Origin of the sequence: Bradyrhizobium sp. AZCC 2230 (genome assembly GCF_036924495.1) — a bacterium.
GTDB classification, from domain to species: Bacteria; Pseudomonadota; Alphaproteobacteria; order Rhizobiales; family Xanthobacteraceae; genus Bradyrhizobium; species Bradyrhizobium rifense.
In genome coordinates, this window is sequence record NZ_JAZHRS010000001.1 from 5631426 (window position 1) to 5652435 (window position 21010).

Consider the following 21010-nt stretch of genomic DNA (forward strand, 5'->3'; position numbering starts at 1 on the left):
TTCGGCCGCCCGCTCACGGGCCCCGAACCGAAAGGAAGAGTTATGGCTATCAAGATCTATGGTGATGCGGGCTCGGGCAGCTTACGTCGCGTGACCACGGCTGCGAAGATCATGGGCATTGAACTCGAACGCGTTAACGTTGACCTCTTCAAAGGCGAGAGCCAAACCGACGAGTTCAAATCACGTCTCAATCCCCACGGTCTGACGCCGGTTCTGCAGGATGGAGACACCATTCTCTGGGAATCATCAGCGATCAATCTGTATCTCGCCAACAAGGTGAATTCGCCGCTGGTCGGCATCACCCGGGAGGAGCGCTTCCAGGTCCTTCAGTGGATGTTCTGGTCGGGCGAACAGTGGCGCACCTTTACCACCACCATTTTCGACGAGCGCGTCGGCAAGACGGTCATGGGAGTACCGAAAGACGAGTCCCTCATCGAGTTTGCCGAGCGCAAGATTCGCGCCGCAGCGAAGGTACTCGACCAGCATCTTGAAGGCCGCAAGTTCATGGTTGGCAATGCATTGACCTTTGCCGACATCGATATTGCGGCGCCCTTCTCCCAGGTCGATCGTGCGAAGTTTCCGTTCAAGGAATACCCAAACCTAATCGCTTGGCACGACGATCTTCTCCAGTCGTTCCCAGCGTGGGCGGAGACGAAGGCTGAGGTTGACAACCGTATGGAAAGCTTCCTGGCGAGCGTTGGCGTGAAACTATAATTTCTGGTCTTCCTGTCTGGCCAGCACGCGTAGAAGATGGTGCGCGCTGGTCGGAATCGCGACGATCTTGTCAGCGGCGCGGTGGGCGGTTATGGCCACTGACCATCTCTCTTGCCCTTCCAAACCGGCCCTACGTCGGTTGCGAGGTTGAAGCTGTAGGACCCTTGTGGCATATTATGCCATAAGGGTCGACCAGCGAGGACGATGATGCCGACGAGAAATGTCGTGCTGACGAAACGCCAACAGGAACTCATTGAAACCCTCGTCGAGTCCGGCCGCTACCAGAACGCCAGCGAGGTGCTGCGGGATGGGCTGCGACTGGTGGAGCAACGCGAGGCCGAGGACGCTGGCAAGCTTAAGGCGTTGCGCGCCGCAGCTCGCCTCGGAATTGGGTCATTGCAGCGAGGCGAGTTCAAAGAATTCAGGACGATCGACGATCTGCAAACCTATCTGACTGATCTCTCGGAGAAGGTCATCTCCGGAACGGATGAATAAAGCCGTATGGCCCGGCAACAATGGCGCGTCCGCCTCGGCGCTGCCGCGGAAGTCGATTTCGCCAATATTCTGAAATGGACCACTGAGAATTTCGGACCGCGACAAGCGCGCGTCTATCGAGACATTCTGGTTCAAGCGATTGGCGAACTCGCCAATGGTCCTGAGGTTGCAGGCTCCAAAACCCGGGACGAAATCGCGCCGGGTCTTCGCACGCTCCACATTGTCCGACGCGGTCGGCGCGGAAGCCACTTCCTGATGTACCGCGTCGCGCCGGAGAGCACGATCGAAATCGTGCGCATCCTCCACGACAGGATGGACCTTCAGCGCCACATTCCCACCGACGAGAGCGACGCATAATCTCTCGACAAAGCCATGCGCTACCCCACCCTCACCCCGCCTTCACACTCGCATCGATCAGCAGCTTCGCCGCCGCGACCGCCGACTGCGCGGGACCGTCCTCCGATTGCTGGCCGGTGACGTAGATGCCTTCGATCAGGAGCAAGAGCGCATCGCCGAGCACGTTCGGCTGGCGCGCGCCCATGCCGGCTGCAAGCTCGCGCAGGCGCTTGCGGAAGACTTTCTTGTGCGCTTCGGCGACCTGGCGGGCGGGATTGTCGCGCGAGGGATATTCCACCGCGGCGTTGCTCAGCCCGCAGCCGCGATAGCCCTTGGCGACGGCGCGCGCCGCGAGCTGGCCGATATAGGCGAGCACGTGGTCGCGGGCGTTGCTGTAGGTCTTGCCGCCGGGGCGTTCGAAATTTTCCCAGAAGCTCAGATCGTAGTCGCGCAAATAGGCGGCTGCGAGATCGTCCTTGGAGGCAAAGCTGCGATAGAGGCTCGGCTTGGTGACGCCGGCCCGGTCCACCACCTCGTCGACGCCGACGGCGCGGATGCCCTCGCGATAAAACAGCTCGCTGGCGGAGGCGCGGATCCGGTCGGCGGCCCGCAGCGGCGCGTTTGCGGGTTTCTCGGCTTTTTTCGGCATCTGGCTTCGTCCGACCTTCGGCATGAGCTGGGACTTGACAATGTTACTGACCGGTACGTATTAGTACCGCATCGCAATACGTACCGGTAAGTAACATGCCCCCAGCTTCGGTTCAATCCACCTCCGTCTCCAAGAGGCCGTTCGGCCCAAACTACGCCTTCGTGGTCGTTGCCGTGGTCTTCCTGGCGCTCTTGGCCTCGGCCGGCCTGCGCGCGACGCCGGGCGTGCTGATGCTGCCGCTGCAGAAGGCCTTTGGCTGGGACGTCAGCGTGATCTCGTCGTCGGCCGCCGTCGGCATCTTTCTCTACGGCCTCGCCGGCCCCTTCGCCGCCGCCGTGATGCAGCGCTTCGGCATCCGCCGCACCGTGCTCGGCGCGCTGGCGCTGATGTCGGTCTCGACGGCTATGAGCTATTTCATGACCGCGCCGTGGCAATTGTTCATGAGCTGGGGGCTGCTGTCCGGCATCGGCTCCGGCGCGGTCGCCAATGTGCTCGGCGCCACCATCGTCAATCGCTGGTTCACCACCAATCGTGGCCTGGTCATGGGACTTTTGACGGCGAGCACCGCGACCGGCACGCTCATCTTCATGCCGGGCCTCGCGAGCCTGGTCGAATGGGGCGGCTGGAAGCCGGTGGTGCTGACGGTCGCCGCATGCTGCGCGGCGCTGATCCCGCTGGTTTATTTTCTGGTGCCGGAGCGGCCCGCGTCGATCGGCCTGCGCTCCTATGGCAGCCCGCATGACGACCAGCCCGCAGCACCGGCGCAGGGCAATCCGTTCATAGCTGCGATCAGCAACCTCGTGCGCGCGGCCAAGGTTCCGACCTTCTGGTTCCTGTTCGCGACCTTCTTCATCTGCGGCTTCACCACCAACGGCCTCGTCGGCACCCATCTGATCGCGTTCTGCGGCGACCACGGCATCTTCGAGGTGCAGGCCGCTAGCCTGCTGGCGCTGATGGGCTTCTTCGACCTGTTCGGCACCACGCTGTCGGGCTGGCTCACCGACCGCTTCGATCCGCGCAAGCTGCTGTTCTTCTATTACGGCCTGCGCGGGCTGTCGCTGATCTACCTGCCCTACTCGGATTTCTCCTTCGTCAGCCTGTCGGTGTTCGCGGTGTTCTACGGCCTCGACTGGATCGCGACCGTGCCGCCGACCGTGCGCATCGCCAACGAAGCCTTCGGCGACAAGAATGCACCGATGATCTTCGGCTGGGTGGTCGCCGGCCATCAGCTTGGCGCGGCCTGCGCCGCGTTCTTCGCCGGCTTCATGCGCTCGTCGCAGGGCGATTATCTGCAAGCCTTCATGATCGCGGGCGCGACCGGTATCGTCGCGGCCGTGCTGTCGTTGATGATTGGCCGGCAGCCGAAGGAGCCGGTGCTGGCTGCGGCGTGAGCGCAGTTGCGCCGGCAAGGCGGTCAATACTGACCTTGCCGGCGCAACTGCGCGCGAAGGCGGATTTGAATATTGATTCCGTTGAGGAAATTTGAAATATTGTAATGACGAAGCGGGCCGCTCGACGGCTCGCGCAGGGGCTGAGAGTTCGCGTTGCGTCCAGCTCCATCCCAATCAACCGAAACGATTTGTGGCGGCCCCGGCGAATGAGCGATTCCCTCCTTTCAACGGTCGGTGACCATTTCTTCCTTGGCCTGCGGCCGACCAGCGTCCTCGATGATCGCGACCGCGCGCTGCTGCGGGATCTCCGGCCCGCCGGCGTCATCCTCTACAAGAGCAATTTCCGCCATGACCTGCCCTATCGCGAGTGGCTGTCGATCCACCGGGATCTGATCGCCGCGATCCGCGATGCCTCGCAGCGCGACAAGCAGTTCATCGCCATCGATCATGAAGGCGGACGCGTCTGCCGCACGCCGCCGCCGATCACGCGCTTTTCCTATGCGGCGCGATGGGCCGGCACCGCGGAACAGGTCGGCGACGCCATGGGCGTCGAGCTTGCATCGCTCGGCTGCAATCTCAACTTTGCGCCGGTGCTCGACATTCACAGCAACCCCGCCAACCCCGTGATCGGGGAGCGCGCCTTCGGCCGCTCGGCCGACGACGTCATCAAGTCGATGCTTCCGTTCACCAAGGCCATGGAACGCCGCGGCGTCCGCGCCTGCGGCAAGCATTTTCCGGGGCATGGCGACACGCAGGTCGATTCACACCATGAATTGCCTGTGCTGGATCTCGACCTCGACCAGATCAAGGCGCGCGAGCTGCTGCCGTTTGCCGCCGCGATCGCTGGCGGCATCGAGATGATGATGACGTCGCACATCCTGTACCGGAAGCTCGACGCGAACGATCCCGTGACGCTGTCGCGCGCGATCACCCACGGGCTGTTGCGTGAGGCGATGAAGTTCGACGGCGTGATCGTGTCCGACGACGTCGGCATGCGCGCGATGGCGGGTAGGCTCGACGCGCCGGATTCCGGCGCGCGCTTCATGGCCGCCGGCAACGACATGCTGATGATCTGCTCGCATCTGACCGACACCGAGCGCGCCCGCGGGCTGGCGCAGTCGGTCATCAACGGCGTCGATGCCGGCAAGCTCGACCCGGCGCTGCTGAAGACATCAAGCCAGCGCGTCCGCGCGATGCTGGACAGCACCGCGCAGAACGCGGTGTCGGAGCTATCCGGCGAGGTGCTCGCCCGCCACCGCGCCGCCGGCACCCAGTTCGACGCAGCGACCGTCGAAGTCGTGTAGGGCCGCCCAGAGCCCGGCAAAATTCATCGGCAGACCAGACGTTCATCAACGCAAGCGCCGTTGATCTCGATCCGCTACGCGTGCTAATGTTACGGATGGTAGCACATCGTCTCCTGCGATATCAACGTCAGGTTGCCTCGTGCTAAGAGGTTCCGCCCCTGAGGCGATCAATCCGGCATCGGCGGCCGGCTGAGGTGATGGGTTTGAACGTGAGACGCTCGGTAAAACTCTTCATCGGCGCGCTGGTGGTGTTGCCCGCGGGCACTGCAGCCTATTATTTCAGGAATGACATCAAGGACATCAAGCTTCCGTTCGCGCTGCCCTTCATGCAGCCGGTGGAAGCTGAGCAAGCCGCCACGCCGGCGGCACGGCCGCCGGTCGCCGTCAAAGTCGCCGCCGCGAAGGCGGAGGACGTCCCGATCTATCTGACCGGCATCGGCACGATCCAGGCCTACAACACCGTCAACGTGCAGAGTCGGGTCGACGGCGAGATCGTCCAGATCCTTTTCCAGGAAGGACAGGACGTCAAACAAGGCGACATCCTCGCGGTGATCGATCCGCGCCCGTTCCAGGCCCAGCTCGATCAGCAGGTCGCGGTGAGGCAGAAGGATCAGGCGCTGCTCGACGGCGCCCAGATCGACATGGAGCGCTACGATTCGCTGATCCAGAAGGCCGCCGCGATCTCGCGGCAGGTCGTGGACCAGCAGCATGCGCTGGTCGAGCAGTACAAGGCGCAGGTCCGGAACGACGAGGCCCAGATCGAATATGCGCGCACGCAGCTCGGCTTCACCAACGTCCGCGCGCCGCTGAGCGGACGGCTCGGCATCCGTCAGGTCGACCAGGGCAATTACGTCCGCGCCGTGTCGCCGACGACCATCGTCACCGTCACGCAATTGCAGCCGATCTCGGTGATCTACACACTTGCCGCCGTCGCCGTCGGCCAGACCCGGCTCAGCCTCGGCCAGGCCGATGCGCCGGTGATCGCGCTCACGGCCGACAATACGACCGAGCTGGACAAGGGCACGATCACGCTGGTCGACAACCAGGTCGATCAGGCCAGCGGCACGATCAAGCTGAAGGCGACCTTTCCCAACAAGGCGCTGAAACTCTGGCCGGGCAATTTCGCCAACGGACGGATCACGGTGGACACCCGCAAGAACGCGATCACCGCGCCCGCGATCGCCGTGCGGCACGGGCCGCGCGGCGATTTCGTCTGGGTCGCAAAGGCGGACGATACGGCGGCGTTCCGCCCCGTCACGGTCGGGCAGATTTTTGACGGACGCGCGCTGATCGACAAAGGCATCGCCAGAGGCGAGCGCGTCGTCACCGACGGCTATTACCGGCTCGAGAACGGCTCCCGCATCACGATCGAGGGCCAGACGCCGACCGCCAAGGCGCAGCCGACCACCCAGCCGCGCTCCGAGCCGCGCGTTGACTGAGGTCCGCCATGTCCGCGCCCTTCATCCTTCGGCCGATCGCAACGACGCTGATGATCGTCGCGGTCGTGCTGCTGGGCATGCTCGGCTATCGTGAGCTGCCCATCGCGCCGCTGCCGAATGTCGACTTTCCCACCATCCAGGTGGTGACGCGCTATCCCGGCGCCTCGGCCACCGTCGTCGCAACCTCGATCACCGCGCCGCTGGAGCATTATTTCGGCACGATCTCGGGGCTGACGGACATGAGCTCGACCAGCTCGTACGGCTACAGCCAGATCACGCTGCAATTCGATCTGTCGCGCAAGATCGACGCCGCCGCGCAGGACGTGCAGGCGCGGATCAATGCGGCCGCCGGCTGGATTCCGGTCGAGCAGCTGCCGAGCCCGCCGACCTATCGCATGGTCAATCCGGCCGACACGCCGGTGCTGATCCTGGCGCTGACCTCGAAAACGATGGCGCTGCACGAGGCCAACGATCACGCCGCGACCATTCTGGTGCCAAAACTGTCGCAGATCCCGGGCGTCGGCGCCGTCAGCATCGAGGGCGGACAAACGCGAGCCATACGCCTGCAAATGAATCCGACGCGGCTTGCCGGGCTCGGCATGTCGCTCGACGACGTTCGCCGCGGCATCGCCGCCACCACCGCAGACAATCCGAAGGGCTCGCTCGATGGACCGCGGCAGGCGTTTCACGTCGACACCAACGACCAGCTGTTCACCGCGGATGCCTATCAGGATGCGGTGATTGCCTATCGCAACGGCGCGCCGGTGCTGCTGCGCGATGTCGGCACCGCCATCGACGGCGTCGAGGATGCCGAGCAGGCGGCCTGGTTCCAGGGCGAGCGCGCCGTGCTGCTGGACATCCAGCGCCAGCCCGGCGCCAACACCATCGAGGTGGTGGATGCCATCAAGAGCATTTTGCCGAAACTCCAGGATTCGCTGCCCGCTGCGCTGAAGATCTCGGTCGTCAGCGACCGCACGACGACGATCCGGGCCGCGATCCACGACGTTCAGTTCACGCTGGTACTGACGGTTGCCCTCGTCGTGCTCGTGATCTTCATCTTCCTGCGCAAGCTGTGGGCCACCGTGATCCCGAGCGTCACGCTGCCGGTGTCGCTGATCGCAACCTTCGGCGTCATGGCGCTGTGCGGCTTCAGTCTCGACAATCTCTCGCTGATGGCGCTGACGATTGCTTCAGGTTTCGTCGTCGACGACGCCATCGTGATGATCGAGAACATCGCGCGCTATGTCGAGGAGGGCGAGGATCCGCTCGAGGCGGCCTTGAAGGGCGCCCGACAAATCGGCTTCACCATCGTCTCGCTCACGATTTCGCTGATCGCCGTGTTCATTCCGCTGCTGCTGATGGGCGGCGTGGTCGGCCGGCTGTTCCGGGAATTTGCGATCACGCTGTCCTTTGCCGTCGTCATCTCCGGTCTCGTCTCGCTGACGCTGACCCCGATGATGTGCGCGCAGCTTCTGCGGCACGAGGACCCCGACGCGCATCACGGCTGGCTGTACCGCATCAGCGAGCGCGGCTTCGACGCCTCCGCAAGCTTCTACCTCTGGGGGCTCGATTGGGTGCTGAGGCACCGCAACCTCACGCTGGTCTTCACCGTGCTCACCCTGGTCGCCACCGGGATGCTGTACGTCGCCATCCCCAAGGGATTTCTGCCGCTGCAGGACACGGGTCTTCTGATCGGCACCACTGATGCTGCCCAGGACATCTCCTTTGCGGCGATGGCCGAGCGGCAGCAGCAGCTCGCGGCCGTGATCGGGCGCGATCCTGACGTCGTCACCGTCGGCAGCTTCGTCGGCATCGGATCCGTCAACACGACGCTGAACAGCGGCCGGCTCTATATCGATATCGGCAGCCCCGACGCGCGAAAATCATCCGCAGCAGCCGTCATGGCGCGGCTGCAGCACGCAGTCGAGGGCGTTCACGGCATCACGCTGCATCTGCAGCCGGCGCAGGATCTGCAGATCGAATCGCGCGTCGCACGCACGCAATACCAATATGCACTGCAGGATCTCGACGAGGACGAGCTTCGGCTCTGGAGCCGGCGTCTGGTCGAAGCGCTGCGCCAGCGCCCGGAGCTCGCCGACGTCGCCGACGACCGCCAGGACGAAGGCCTGCAGATGTCCGTCACCATCGACCGCCAGCTCGCGGCGAGCTACGGCGTCAGCCTGAACACGATCGACCAGACGCTCTATGACGCGTTCGGGCAGCGCCAGATCGCAACGGTGTTCGGCCCCCTCACCCAGTATCACGTGATACTCGAGGTCGATCCCGCCTTGCGCAACGATCCCGATATCCTCGGCAAGATCTATCTGACCGCGGCCGCGGCCCAGGCCAGCACGATCGATCAGTCGACCGGCGGCTTCAGCGGTGCCTTCAGCAAGGCCTCCGCGCCGGTGCCGCTGTCGGCGTTCGCGCGGATAGAGCGGCAGCACGCTCCGCTGCTGATCTCGCACCAGGGCCTGTTTCCGGCCACCACGATCTCGTTCAACCTCGCCGACGGCGTTTCGCTGAGCCATGCAACGGAGGCGCTGCGCCAGATCGAGCGCGAGATCGGACTGCCGGACGCGGTCACGACCAAGCTGATCGGCACCGCCGCCGAGTTTGCCAACTCGCTCTCGGACGAGAAATGGCTGCTGCTGGCAGCGATCGTGACGGTCTATCTGATCCTCGGCATGCTCTATGAGAGCTACATCCATCCGATCACGATCCTGTCGACGTTGCCGTCGGCGGGCATCGGCGCGCTGCTGGCGCTGATGCTTTACCGGCAGGACCTCAATCTGATCTCGCTGATCGGCATCATCCTCCTCATCGGCATCGTCAAGAAGAACGCCATCATGATGGTGGATTTCGCGCTCGCGGCCGAACGCGAGGACGGCGCGTCCTCGTTCGACGCCATCCGGCAGGCCTGCATTCTCCGCTTCCGCCCGATCATGATGACGACGATCGCGGCGCTGTTCGGCGCGCTGCCGCTGGCGATCGGCTCGGGCACCGGCTCCGAGCTGCGCCAGCCGCTCGGCATCGCCATCGTCGGCGGACTGATCGTCTCGCAGATTCTCACACTCTATACGACCCCGGTCGTCTATCTGGCGTTCGCCTCGCTGCGCACCCGGTTCGGATGGCAATCCGCCGATGATCCGGCGGCGCTGCCCCAGGCGGAACGACCATCGCCGTGAGCATCACCGCGCAATTCGTGCTGCGGCCGGTGGCGACGACGCTGCTGATGATCGGCGTGTTCCTGCTCGGTTGCGTCGCCTATTTCCGCCTGCCGATCGCCTCGGTGCCGGCGGTGGAGCGGCCCACGATCGGAATCTACGCACCATTCCCCGGCGCAAGTCCGGCAACGGTCGCGAATGCGCTGTCGCAACCGCTCGAGACGACGCTGGCGCTGATTCCCGGCGTGACTGAGATCACCTCGTTCAGCGCCATGGGCGGCACCAGCATCACGGTGCAGTTCGAGCTCTCGGTCGATCTCGATGCCGCCGCCGGCGCAGTGCAGGCCGCCATCAACTCGGCAGGGCCGAACTTGCCGAAGGGGCCGTGGCCGCCGACCTATTGGAAGGCGAATCCCGCGGGCGCGGCGGTCGTGGCGCTCGCCTTGACCAGCGACGTGTTCACGCCCGGCGAGGTCTATGGCCTCGCCGACGGCGTGATCTCGCCAAAGCTGTCGCAGCTTCCGGGCGTCGCGCGGATCAACGTCACCGGCGCCGAGCGCAGCGCAGTGCGCATCCAGGTGTCTCCGGCCCGGCTCGCCGCCATGAACCTGTCGCTGGAAGCTGCCCGCGTCGCCGTGCTCAATGCATCGCAAAATCTGCCGAAGGGCGCGGTCTCGGTCGATGGCCAGCGCCTGACCATTGAAGCCAACGACCAGCTGCTTAGGGACGTCGACTATCGCGATATCGTGCTGGCCTGGCGCAACGGCGCGCCCGTGCGCCTCGGCGACGTCGCGTCGGTGACCGACAGCGTCATCAACAACCGTCTCGCCGGCTGGTACGGCACCGAGCGCGGCGTCGTCCTGTTCGTCTACAAGCAGTCCGACGCCAACATCGTCGAGACCGTCGACGCCATCAAGGCCGAGTTGCCGGAAATCCAGCGCTGGCTGCCCCCCGGCATCAAGCTGCATACGATCTATGATCGCACCACGCTGATCCGGGCCGCCGTGAACGACGTCAAGCTCACGCTGGTGATCGCCTCTGCGCTCGTCGTGCTCGTCATCGCATTGTTTCTCAGGCGGTTCTGGGCCACCGTGATTCCAAGCATCACCATTCCGGTCTCGCTGGCCGCGACCCTGTTCGTGATGAACCTGTGCGGCTTCAGCCTCGATAATTTGTCGCTGATGGCACTGACCATCGCCGCCGGCTTCGTCGTGGACGACGCCATCGTCATGATCGAGAACATCATCCGCCGCATGTCCGAAGGCGAGCCGGCGCTGCAGGCCGCCATCAACGGCGCGCGCCAGATGGCATTCACGGTCGTCGCCATCACCGTCGCCCTGATCGCGGCGCTGATCCCGATCCTGTTCATGCCCGACGTGGTCGGGCGCTATTTCCGCGAGTTCGGTGTGACGCTGGTGGTCGCCATCGTATCCTCGGCGGTGATCTCCCTGACGCTGACACCGATGATGTGCGGACATCTCCTGGATCGTGGCCGACAGCGGCTGCATAACCCCGATGCGGCTCCCGAGCACCGCACCTTCTATGCCCGCAGCCTCGACTGGACGCTGCGCCACCGTTTTCTCACCGTCCTGATGATCGCTGCCCTGACGGGGACCAGCGTGTGGCTCTATATGCAACTGCCGAAGGGTTTCATGCCGACCCAGGACACCGGCGTGATGTTCGTGCGGACCGTGGCTCCGTCGAACATCTCGTTCCTGTCCATGGAGGACCGGCAGCGCGCCGTCGGCGCGGCGATCCTGGAAGACCCCGCGATCTCAGGGCTGACGTCCTACATCGGCGAAGGCAACGGCAATGCGCTCAGCGTCGGGCAGATGCTGGTCGCGCTCAAGCCGCCTGATGTCCGCAAGCTGTCGATCCAGCAGGTCATCGCGCGACTGCGCGAACGCATGAACCGCATCGACGGCGTCCGGGTCTTCTTCGTGCCGCTGCAGGATCTCAATCTCGGCGTTCAGTCCGGCGGCTCGCGTTATCAATATACGATGTGGGGCATCGACGAGGAGCAGGTGCTGCGCGCCGCGGAGACCATGATCCGCCGCGTCCGCGGCGTTCCGCAGGTCATCGACGTCATCGCGAGCTGGGAAACCGGCGGCCTGCAGGCCGGCCTGACCATCGACCGCCTGCGCGCCGCGATGCTCGGCGTCACGCCGGTCGCGGTCGACAACACGCTCAACGACGCCTTCGGCCAGCGCCAGATCAATCTGCTGTTCCTGCCGACCAATTATGCGCGTGTGATCTTCGAGGTCGAGCCAGAGGCGGCGAGCGGTCCCGACTCCATGAGCCAGATCTACGTGCCGGGCGCGAGCGGCAAGGCGGTGCCACTGACCGCTTTGACCCGGCCACAGCGCGCGCACGCTGCGATGTGGGTCCGCCACAGCGCCCAGTTTCCGGCCGCGACGATTTTCTTCGACATCAAGCCCGGCACGTCGATCGGCGACGTCCTCGCGGCGATCCGGAGCGAGGAAGCCGCGGCCAAGCTGCCCGATGACATCAAGGCCGAATTCCGCGGTGAGGCCAAGGAGGCCGACAAGTCGATCGTCAAGCAGGCGGCGCTGTTCGCGGCGGCCCTGGTCGCGATCTACCTCGCGCTCGGCATGCTCTACGAGAGCTATGTCCATCCGCTGACGATTCTCTCGACCTTGCCGCCGACCGCCTTCGGCGCGCTGGTCGCGCTCTGGGCGACGGGAACGCAGTTCACGCTGGTGACCACCATCGCCTGCATCCTGCTGGTCGGCATGGTGATGAAGAACGCCATCATGATGGTCGACTATGCCCTCGATGCGGAGCGGCATCGCGGCCTCAACGCCCACGATGCCATCCTGCTCGCGGCACGGCTGCGGGCGCGGCCGATCACGATGACGATGCTCGCCGCGTTCCTGAGCGCCGTCCCGATCGCCTTCGGCACCGGCCCGGGTTTCGAGATCCGCCAGCCGCTCGGCATCACCATCATGGGCGGCCTGGTCGTCGCTCAGCTGTTCACGCTCTACTCGACGCCGGCGATGTACCTGATCCTGGACAGGCTGCGGCGGCGGAAGAAGGCGCCTGCGGCGGGCGCGAGTCAGGCATCCGCTGCCGGCGGTGCGCCAGCTCTGCCCGATCTCAGCGGCTAGAGCGGGATGAGATCAGGCTCGATCGTTGCAACGACGGAGGTGCGCTCCCTCCCCCGCTTGCGGGGGAGGGTTGGGGAGAGGGTATCTCCGCAATCGAGAACCCCCAAGAGGAAAGAGCCCTCACCCGGCGCGTTGCGCCGACCTCTCCCGCAAGCGGGAGAGGTGCACCGAGCCCGCGGCCGCCTGATTCAACCTAAGCCCATTCCGCTTGAGGACCCAAAGGGACTCCGAACCTCGCCGCAACCTTGGCGCAAGCTCCCCCTGCTGAAGTCGAATCAACCGCGACGCCAGTGAGGCGGGGTTGCGCCCGTCACAAGCCGCTGCCGCCACCGAGGTGGACGTTCGCCTTGAACGGGACTTGAGCAGCGATGAGCACAGCAGCCGCCTTCTGTGAAGCGGGCCTTGCGCATTTCAGGGACGGACGGCATCTCGACGCGCGTGCCTGCTACCAGCAGGCGCTCGGAATCGATGCGGAGCACACCGACGCCCAGCATCTCATGGGGCTGCTGTTTCTCCGGGACAGGCAATACAACGATGCGCTGCAGTGGATCGTCCGCGCGATCCAGCGCGCACCGAAGCCCGAATATCTGGCGAGCTTCGCAACCGTCCTGCAGCAATATGGGCGTTGCGACGAAGCCCTCAACGTCCTCGACCAGGCGATACAGCTTCGGCCTGACGACGCCGAGCTGTGGCGACAGCGCGGCGACATCTTCATTCAGCTTGCGCGGCTCGATCAAGCCCTGCCGAGCTTTCAACATGCGCTCAAGCTCAATCCACATCATCACGACGCCCTGTATAAGAGCGGGATTGTGCTTCACAAGCTCGGGCGGAACGAGGAGGCGATCGCCTGTCTCGATCTCGGCAGCAGCCTGCTCCCGAACCATGCCCCGACGCTGCGGACGCGCGCCTGGGTTCTCTATTGCCTGAAACGGTTCGAGGACTCCGCGACCGACGGCCAGCGGGCGCACCAGCTCGATCCCCAAAATGCCGAGATCTGCAACAATCTGGGTCTTGCGTTGCGGCGGCTCGGCAGCAACGAGGAGGCACTGGCATGGTTCGACAAGGCCGTCGAGCTCCAACCGCGCTTCAAGGATGCCTTCGACAACAGACTGGTCGCGCTCTTCCACCTTCATCGCTTCGACGAGGTCTTCGCGCTGTCGGACCGTATGAATTCGCTCGGGCTGAGCAGTACGGTGACAGAGTGGAATGTGTCTCTGGTGCATCTCCTGACAGGCAATTTCGAAGCCGGCTGGCGCGGACACCAGGCCCGTTTGAAACTGCCTTCGGCAAGACACCCTCAGTTTCAGCGGCCGATCTGGCTCGGGGGTGAAAGCATCGCGGGAAAGACGATCCTTGTCGCGGCCGACGAGGGATTGGGCGACACCATTCACTTCGTCCGCTACGTCCCCATGCTGGCGGAGCGCGGCGCACGCGTTATTCTCGTCGTGCAGGACCCGCTGCATCGCCTGATGTCGACGCTGAGCGGTGCATCTCTTTGCGTTCCGAGGTCGGCCATGGACACGCTGCCGGCTTTCGACTTGCACTGCCCGATATCCAGCCTGCCGCTCGCCTTCAAGACCCGCCTCGATACGATCCCGTCGGAACCGTATCTGCCCGCCCCTCCGGACAACCTTGTCCAGGCCTGGGAGGATCGTCTTGGCCCTCGCACCAGGCTCCGGGTCGGCCTGGTCTGGTCCGGCGATCCATACCACGTCAACGACGAGACGCGCTCGATTCCGCTGCGAACGCTGTCCCGCATCCTCGACGTCGATGCCAGCTTCGTCAGCCTGCAGAAGGCTCCGCGCCCGCATGATGCGGCGGTCCTGCGGGAGAGAGGCGACATTGTCGACCTGACCGCCGACCTCACCGACTTCACTGATACCGCCGCGTTGATCGCCTGTCTTGATCTCGTGATCACCGTCGACACCAGCGTTGCCCATCTCGCCGGCGCCCTTGGCCGTCCGACCTGGATCCTGCTGCCATGGACGCCCGACTACCGCTGGCTGCTCGATCGCGCGGACAGCCCCTGGTATCCGAGTGTGCGGCTGTTCCGGCAGACCGAAACGCGTGAATTTGAAAGTGTGCTTGATCGCGTGCGGGATGAATTGCGGGCGCGGGCCGCCGCATTCGGTCATTGAAGCTGGGATCCTCGAGCCGGACATATAGGCTTCGTTAACGCAGCAGCCCTAGCCTTTAAGGACTTGGGCCAAATCGCGACATGCTGCCGGATCGTCGATGAGAGAAGACCATGCTGCCTCGACTTTACCGGACGAGGTGCGCGTACGACTTTATGATCAGGCTCTGAACGCCGCTCGCATCGGCGCCTGGGAATGCGACCTCGAGACGGAGCGCCTGAGCTGGACCCATGGCGTCTACGACATCTTCGGCTATCCCGTGAGCAACCCGCTACGGCGCGCGAGCATCGTCGATCTCTACATCGACGAATCCAGGCGCCACATGGAGCTCGCGCGTGCCGAGGTGATCCGGAGCGGTTGCCCGGTCACGCTCGAGACCGAGATCAGAACCTGGCGCGGTGAGACACGCTGGATGCGGCTCTCGATCAACGCGGTGCGAGAGGGCGGAAGGCCGGTGCGGATCTTCGGCTCCAAGCAGGACGTGACCTCCGACCGACAGGCGCTGGAGAGCCTGCGGCAGCAGGCCGAAACCGATCCGCTCACCGGGCTCGCCAATCGTGCGGTGTTTCAGGCCCATTATCGCGAGGTCGTCAACGACAGCCTGAATCACGGTTTTGCGTCGGCGCTCGTTCTGCTCGACCTCGACGGCTTCAAGAAGCTCAACGATACATTCGGCCATCTGGCCGGAGACGCATGCCTGTGCGAGGTCGCGCAGCGTCTGCGGCGGGCCTTCCACAATGCCGGCCTGGTCGGCCGGCTCGGTGGCGACGAATTCGCGATCATCCTGCGCGCTCCGAAAGATCCTGCGCGGATCGCGCGCGTGCTGCAGCAGACCGTCATGATGTTGAGCCGTCCGCTGTTCTGGAACGGTCTTCGCCTCCAGGTCGGCGCCTCGATCGGAGCCGCGCTGGTCGGCCGCCCGCACCGCCGGCGGATCGTCGAATTGTTCGCGGAGGCCGATATCGCGCTCTATGACGCGAAGGCCGCCGGCCGCAACCGGGTCCGTCTGATCGGGGATGAAAAGCATAACCTGGCGGCCTAGAGCAGATTTGCGCAGGCAGGGCGGGAAGAATGGCGCGCCGGTCAGGATAAAAGCTGCGAACCCATACACATTTGAAATTCCTTGTGATTTTGCAAGCCGCCCCACGGGGCGGCGACCGTCGGCGCTGATTTCGGCCCTGAGCGCGCCTCACAACTCTGCGCGCCTTGGCGGCTCCGGGGTGCTAGTATCTTCGAGGCCGCAAGACCGAGGATTTCGCGTACGCGATTGAATCGCGGACAGGGAACGATGGAACACGAAGAGGTCCACTCCGAAATCAACGCCCGACCGTAATTGCGGTTAGTCGGCCGGGACATGGAGGACGCTATGGCGTGGCGTGACGACAAGGCCCGGGCAACCCTGATCCGCGATGCAGCAGGCAGCGTGCCGCCGGGCAAGAGCCCCCGGGCCTTTGCCGAGCCCCTGTTCGGCTACACCAATATCGAGGATCTCGACAATTTCGATGCCGCCTCGCTTGCCCTTCTGGCGGAGCAAGCCTGGGAGCACGTGCAGCGGCGCACGGCCGGCAGCGCCGATATCCGCGTCGTCAATCCGACATTGCCGAACGGGCGCGAGATCTCCGTGCTCGAGATTCTCAACGACAACATGCCATTCCTGTACGACTCCACGATGGCGGAGCTCGCCGAGCAGGGTATCGAAGTCACCCTCGTCGCCCACCCGATCATCGCCGTGGAGCGCGATGATGAGGGCAAGCTGCTTCGGTTCTACGGCGAAGCGCTGCCGGAGGGAGCAAAGGGCGCACGCGAAAGCCTGATTCACCTCCACATCAACCGCCTGGACGCCGACGCCGACCGCCAGAAACTGATCGACGGGGTCGCCAGGGCGTTGAACAACGTCCGCGCCTGCGTCACCGACTGGCGCGCCATGCGTGACCGCGTTGAGCAAGCGATCAAGACGTTCTCTTCCAATCCGCCGCCGCTCCCGATCGACGAGGTCGCCGAAGCCAATCAGTTCCTGCAATGGCTCTGCGCAGACAATTTCACCTTCCTCGGCGTGCGCGAATATCGCTTCTCGCCCGACAGCGATACGTCCGACGACATCATGACCCGCGACGGCCTCGGCATCCTCAGAGATTCCGACGTCAAGGTGCTGCGCCGCGGCAACGAAATGGTGGTGATGACGTCGGAAATCCGCGAGTTCATGCACGAGCCGACGTTGCTGATCGTCATCAAGGCCAATGTCAGTAGCCGCGTCCATCGCCGCATCCGGATGGATTATGTGGGCATCAAGCTCTATTCGCCCGACGGTCGGCTCGAAGGCGAATTGCGCGTCGTCGGTCTGTTCACCTCGGGCGCCTATACCCGCTCGGTGCGGCAGATCCCTTATGTCCGCCACAAGGTCTCGCGGGTGCTGCAGCGCGCCGGCTTCGACCCGAACGGCCATTCGGGCAAGGCGCTCATGCATATTCTCGAAGATTATCCGCGTGACGAGCTGTTCCAGATCGACGTCGACACGCTCCACAATTTCGTCATCGAGATACTGATCCTCTATGAGCGCCCGCGCGTCCGGGCGCTGGCGCGGGTGGACAAGTTCGATCGCTTCGTCTCCATCCTCACCTTCATTCCGCGCGACAAATACGACACCGACGTCCGCACGCGCGTCGGAGCCTTCCTGGCGCAGGTCTACAAGGGGACCTTGTCCGCTTCCTACGTCTCGTTCCCGGAAGGCGCGCTGGCGCGCGTCCACTTCATCATCGGACGCTATGAAGGCAAAACCCCCGTCGTCGAGCGCGCCACGCTGGAAGCTGGGATCAGCGCCATTGCCGCGACCTGGGCCGACAAACTGAAGGCCGCGCTCAGTGCGTCGACCGACGGCATGCGCGCGCGCATGATCGCCAACCGCTATGCCCAGGCCTTTGGCGGCGGCTATAGCGAGGTTTTCACCGCGGAGCAGGCGATCGCCGATATCGCGACCATCGAAAAGCTGACCCCGGCCCGCCCGGTGACGATTTCGGTTCACCGCGACAAGGACGAGGACGATCCCAGGCGCCTCAGCCTGAAGGTGTTCTCCGACGCCGCACCGCTATCGCTGTCCTACCGTGTGCCGGTGATCGAAAATCACGGCCTGCGCGTGGTCAACGAACGCAGCTATCAGATCGTGCCCGGCAACAGGCCGGAGCCGGTCTGGCTGCACGAGATGACGATCGAGACGAGTGATGGCCAGCCGATCGAGATCAATCGGGAATTCAGCCATCGCCTGGAAGCCTCGATCATGGCGGTGGTCACGGATCGCGCCGAATCCGACGGATACAATGCCCTGATCCTGCGCACTGCGCTCGGCTGGCGGGAAGTCTCGACCATCCGGGCGCTATCGCGCTATCTGCACCAGATCCGCGCGCCGTTCACCCAGGATTACATGTGGGAGACGGCGCGCAAGAACGCCGCGATCACGGCGAGCCTCATCGCTCTGTTCCAGGCCCGCCTCGATCCGCGCCGCGCCGCCACCGATGCCGAGCGCGCGGCGCGCGAGACGGCCCTGCTCGCCGAGATCGAGGAACAGCTCAAATCCGTCGCCTCGCTCGATGAAGACCGCATCCTGCGCCGCTTCACCAATCTGGTGCAGTCGACCATCCGCACCAATCTGTGGCAGATCGGCGAGGACGGACATCCGCGTCCGGTGATCTCCTTCAAGTTCGATGCGCGCCGGATCGACGATTTGCCGGCGCCGCGACCGCTCTACGAGATCTTCGTCTATTCGCCGCGTATCGAAGGCATTCACCTGCGCTTCGGCAAGGTCGCGCGCGGCGGCCTGCGCTGGTCCGACCGGCCGCAGGATTTCCGCACCGAGATCCTGGGCCTCGTCAAGGCGCAGCAGGTCAAGAACGCCGTGATCGTGCCGGTCGGCGCCAAGGGCGGCTTCGTGCCCAAGCGCCTGCCGCCGCCGTCCAATCGCGACGGCTGGCTCGCCGAAGGCACCGAGGCCTATCGCATCTTCGTGCGTTCGCTGCTCGAGCTCACCGACAATCTCGACGGCGACGCCGTCGTGCCGCCCGATTCCACCGTGCGCCATGACGGCAACGACCCCTATCTCGTCGTCGCCGCCGACAAGGGCACCGCCACCTTTTCCGACGTCGCCAACGCGATCTCGACTGAAAAGAACCATTGGCTGGGCGATGCCTTCGCCTCCGGCGGCAGCCAGGGCTACGACCACAAGAAGATGGGGATCACTGCGCGCGGCGCCTGGGAGGCGGTCAAGCGCCATTTCCGCGAGCTCGGCACCGACATTCAGACCAAGCCGTTCACCGTTGCCGGCGTCGGCGACATGTCCGGCGACGTCTTCGGCAACGGCATGCTGCTCTCGCCGGCGACAAAGCTCGTGGCGGCTTTCGATCACCGCGACATCTTCATCGATCCCTCCCCTTATCCTTCGACCGGTTTCGCCGAGCGCAAGCGCCTGTTCGACCTGCCGCGATCGAGCTGGCAGGACTACAACAAGTCGCTGATCTCGCAAGGCGGCGGCGTGTTCTCGCGCACGCTCAAAGCGGTCCCGCTCGCACCGGAAGTGCGTAGCCTGCTCGATCTCGACAAGGAGCAGGCCACACCGTTCGAGGTGATGACGGCGATCCTGAAAGCGCGCACGGACCTGTTGTGGTTCGGCGGCATCGGCACCTATATCCGCGCATCGGCGGAGAGCGACGATCAGGCCGGCGACCGCGCCAACGATCCGATCCGCATCACGGGAACCGACGTTCGCGCCCGGGTGATCGGCGAAGGTGCCAATCTCGGCGTCACCCAGCGCGGCCGCATCGAAGCCGCGCAGAAGGGCGTCAAGCTCAACACCGACGCCATCGACAATTCGGCCGGCGTGAACACGTCCGACGTCGAGGTCAATATCAAGATCGCGCTGGCACGCCCCGAACGCGAGGGACGCCTCAGCTTCGCCGATCGCAACAACCTGCTTGCCGCAATGACCGACGAGGTCGGCACGCTGGTGCTGCGCAACAACTATCTGCAGACGCTGGCGCTCTCGCTCGCCGAACGCAAGGGCGTGGCCGAGACCGGCTTCCTCACCCGCCTGATGCAGTCGCTCGAGCAGCGCGGCCTGCTCAGCCGCGCCGTGGAATTCCTGCCGGACGACGCCGCGATCGCCGAGCGCACGCGGCGCGGCCAGGCCCTGACACGGCCCGAGCTTGCAGTGCTGCTCGCCTACGCCAAGCTGACGCTCTACGAGGACCTGCTCGTCACGGGCGTGCCGGATGATCCTTATCTCGCCCGCAGACTGTCCCTGTATTTTCCGCGCGAAGTTCTCGATAAATTCCCGACCGCGGTCGAGCTCCATCGCCTCCGACGCGAGATCATCGCGACCAGTCTCGTCAATGCCGTGATCAACCGCGGGGGCCCAGCCTGCATCGTGCGCCTGACCGACGAGACCGACGCCGATGTCTCGACCATCGTCATGGCGCAGGTTGCGGTGGACGCGATCTACGAGCTCAGGCGGCTCAATGACGCGATCGACGCGCTCGACACGCGAATCGACGGGCAGTTGCAGCTCAGCCTCTACGCGGCGATCCAGGACCTCCTGCTCTCCCGCATGGTCTGGTATGTGCGCAATGTCGATTTCCAGGATGGTCTGAGCGCGCTCATCGCCCGGTTTGGCCCTGCCGTCCGCGACATCGCAGCCTCGCTAGACGACGCCCTGCCACCGGACTTGCAGGCCGCGCGCAGCAAGCGCCGGCAGGACCTGACCGATGCCGGCGTCCCGAGCGGACTCGCCGGCGAACTTGCCGACCTCGACGCCCTGGTCTCGGCGCCTGATATCGTGACGGTCGCCGAGCGTACCGGTCGCAGCATCGGCGATGCCGCAGCGACGTTCTTTGCTGCCGAGGCCAATTTCCGTCTCGACCGCATCCTCGCCGCCGCGCGCAGCGTGCCGGCCAGCGATCATTTCGAACGCCTGGCCATCGACCGCGCCGGCGAGCTGATCGCTGCAGCCGAAAGACGCCTGGCCGCAGATATGCTGACCATCGGCCAATCCGGTCAGCAGGCTGCCGAGACCTGGCTTGCGGCTCATCCTGAAGCCACGCGCATCCGCCGAGCGGTCGAGGAGATTGCCGCTGGTGGCCTGACGCTCGCCAAGCTGATGGTGGCGGCCAACTTGCTCGGCGACCTGGTCAAAGGCTGACGGGCGCACGGCTGCACGAGCGAATCTGGAATGCAATGTCAGGGGCATGGTTGTCACCCGGCGAACGGAGG

Annotated in this window: 12 protein-coding genes; 11 read left to right on the top strand and 1 reads right to left on the bottom strand. The window is 64.6% G+C overall.

The genetic code is table 11. From position 1 onward, the window contains the following. Positions 1 to 42: 42 nt before the first annotated feature. From V1280_RS27000 to V1280_RS27010, 3 genes are all read left to right on the top strand, one after another. Complete coding sequence (locus tag V1280_RS27000; protein ID WP_334531229.1) at positions 43 to 714, top strand: glutathione S-transferase family protein; 672 nt, start codon at positions 43 to 45, stop codon at positions 712 to 714. A 207-nt stretch (positions 715 to 921) separates the two neighbouring features. Next, positions 922 to 1209 (top strand): type II toxin-antitoxin system ParD family antitoxin, encoded by a 288-nt coding sequence (locus V1280_RS27005; RefSeq protein WP_334538427.1) that lies wholly within the window; start codon positions 922 to 924, stop codon positions 1207 to 1209. Positions 1210 to 1215: 6 nt separating this feature from the next. Beyond that, positions 1216 to 1566, top strand: coding sequence for a type II toxin-antitoxin system RelE/ParE family toxin (locus V1280_RS27010; RefSeq protein WP_334531231.1), 351 nt, complete (start codon positions 1216 to 1218; stop codon positions 1564 to 1566). Positions 1567 to 1597: 31 nt separating this feature from the next. Here the strand turns inward: V1280_RS27010 and V1280_RS27015 are convergent, their stop codons facing one another. After that, positions 1598 to 2194, bottom strand: a complete 597-nt coding sequence (locus V1280_RS27015; protein ID WP_334531232.1) for a TetR/AcrR family transcriptional regulator — start codon at positions 2192 to 2194, stop codon at positions 1598 to 1600. Between the two features lie 95 nt (positions 2195 to 2289). Between V1280_RS27015 and V1280_RS27020 the strand changes: the two genes are divergently transcribed. The 8 genes from V1280_RS27020 (at position 2290) to V1280_RS27055 (ending at position 20939) form a co-directional block, all read left to right on the top strand. Then, complete coding sequence (locus tag V1280_RS27020) at positions 2290 to 3585, top strand: MFS transporter (RefSeq protein ID WP_334531234.1); 1296 nt, start codon at positions 2290 to 2292, stop codon at positions 3583 to 3585. 206 nt (positions 3586 to 3791) lie between these two features. Continuing rightward, complete coding sequence (locus V1280_RS27025; protein WP_334531236.1) at positions 3792 to 4889, top strand: glycoside hydrolase family 3 N-terminal domain-containing protein; 1098 nt, start codon at positions 3792 to 3794, stop codon at positions 4887 to 4889. Between the two features lie 209 nt (positions 4890 to 5098). Then, positions 5099 to 6328 (top strand): efflux RND transporter periplasmic adaptor subunit, encoded by a 1230-nt coding sequence (locus V1280_RS27030; protein WP_334538429.1) that lies wholly within the window; start codon positions 5099 to 5101, stop codon positions 6326 to 6328. 8 nt (positions 6329 to 6336) lie between these two features. Next, the gene (locus V1280_RS27035) at positions 6337 to 9516 is read left to right on the top strand and encodes an efflux RND transporter permease subunit (RefSeq protein ID WP_334531238.1); all 3180 of its coding nucleotides are present in this window, start codon (positions 6337 to 6339) and stop codon (positions 9514 to 9516) included. Next, a complete protein-coding gene (locus V1280_RS27040; protein WP_334531241.1) occupies positions 9513 to 12623 on the top strand; it encodes an efflux RND transporter permease subunit in 3111 nt (1036 codons plus the stop codon). Before V1280_RS27035 ends, V1280_RS27040 begins: the two co-directional genes overlap by 4 nt. A gap of 368 nt (positions 12624 to 12991) precedes the next feature. Further along, complete coding sequence (locus V1280_RS27045) at positions 12992 to 14761, top strand: tetratricopeptide repeat protein (protein WP_334531243.1); 1770 nt, start codon at positions 12992 to 12994, stop codon at positions 14759 to 14761. A 97-nt stretch (positions 14762 to 14858) separates the two neighbouring features. Beyond that, the gene (locus V1280_RS27050; RefSeq protein WP_334531245.1) at positions 14859 to 15800 is read left to right on the top strand and encodes a sensor domain-containing diguanylate cyclase; all 942 of its coding nucleotides are present in this window, start codon (positions 14859 to 14861) and stop codon (positions 15798 to 15800) included. A 312-nt stretch (positions 15801 to 16112) separates the two neighbouring features. Continuing rightward, positions 16113 to 20939, top strand: a complete 4827-nt coding sequence (locus V1280_RS27055; RefSeq protein ID WP_334531247.1) for an NAD-glutamate dehydrogenase — start codon at positions 16113 to 16115, stop codon at positions 20937 to 20939. Positions 20940 to 21010 lie beyond the last annotated feature (71 nt).

Bases quoted from the DNA above. Each gene is read 5' to 3' on its own strand.
- V1280_RS27005 (WP_334538427.1), top strand. From the start codon at position 922: ATGCCGACGAGAAATGTCGTGCTGACGAAACGCCAACAGGAACTCATT.
- V1280_RS27035 (WP_334531238.1), top strand. From the start codon at position 6,337: ATGTCCGCGCCCTTCATCCTTCGGCCGATCGCAACGACGCTGATGATC.
- V1280_RS27045 (WP_334531243.1), top strand. From the start codon at position 12,992: ATGAGCACAGCAGCCGCCTTCTGTGAAGCGGGCCTTGCGCATTTCAGG.
- V1280_RS27015 (WP_334531232.1), bottom strand. From the start codon at position 2,194: ATGCCGAAAAAAGCCGAGAAACCCGCAAACGCGCCGCTGCGGGCCGCC.
- V1280_RS27020 (WP_334531234.1), top strand. From the start codon at position 2,290: ATGCCCCCAGCTTCGGTTCAATCCACCTCCGTCTCCAAGAGGCCGTTC.
- V1280_RS27000 (WP_334531229.1), top strand. From the start codon at position 43: ATGGCTATCAAGATCTATGGTGATGCGGGCTCGGGCAGCTTACGTCGC.
- V1280_RS27055 (WP_334531247.1), top strand. From the start codon at position 16,113: ATGGAGGACGCTATGGCGTGGCGTGACGACAAGGCCCGGGCAACCCTG.
- V1280_RS27025 (WP_334531236.1), top strand. From the start codon at position 3,792: ATGAGCGATTCCCTCCTTTCAACGGTCGGTGACCATTTCTTCCTTGGC.
- V1280_RS27050 (WP_334531245.1), top strand. From the start codon at position 14,859: ATGAGAGAAGACCATGCTGCCTCGACTTTACCGGACGAGGTGCGCGTA.
- V1280_RS27010 (WP_334531231.1), top strand. From the start codon at position 1,216: ATGGCCCGGCAACAATGGCGCGTCCGCCTCGGCGCTGCCGCGGAAGTC.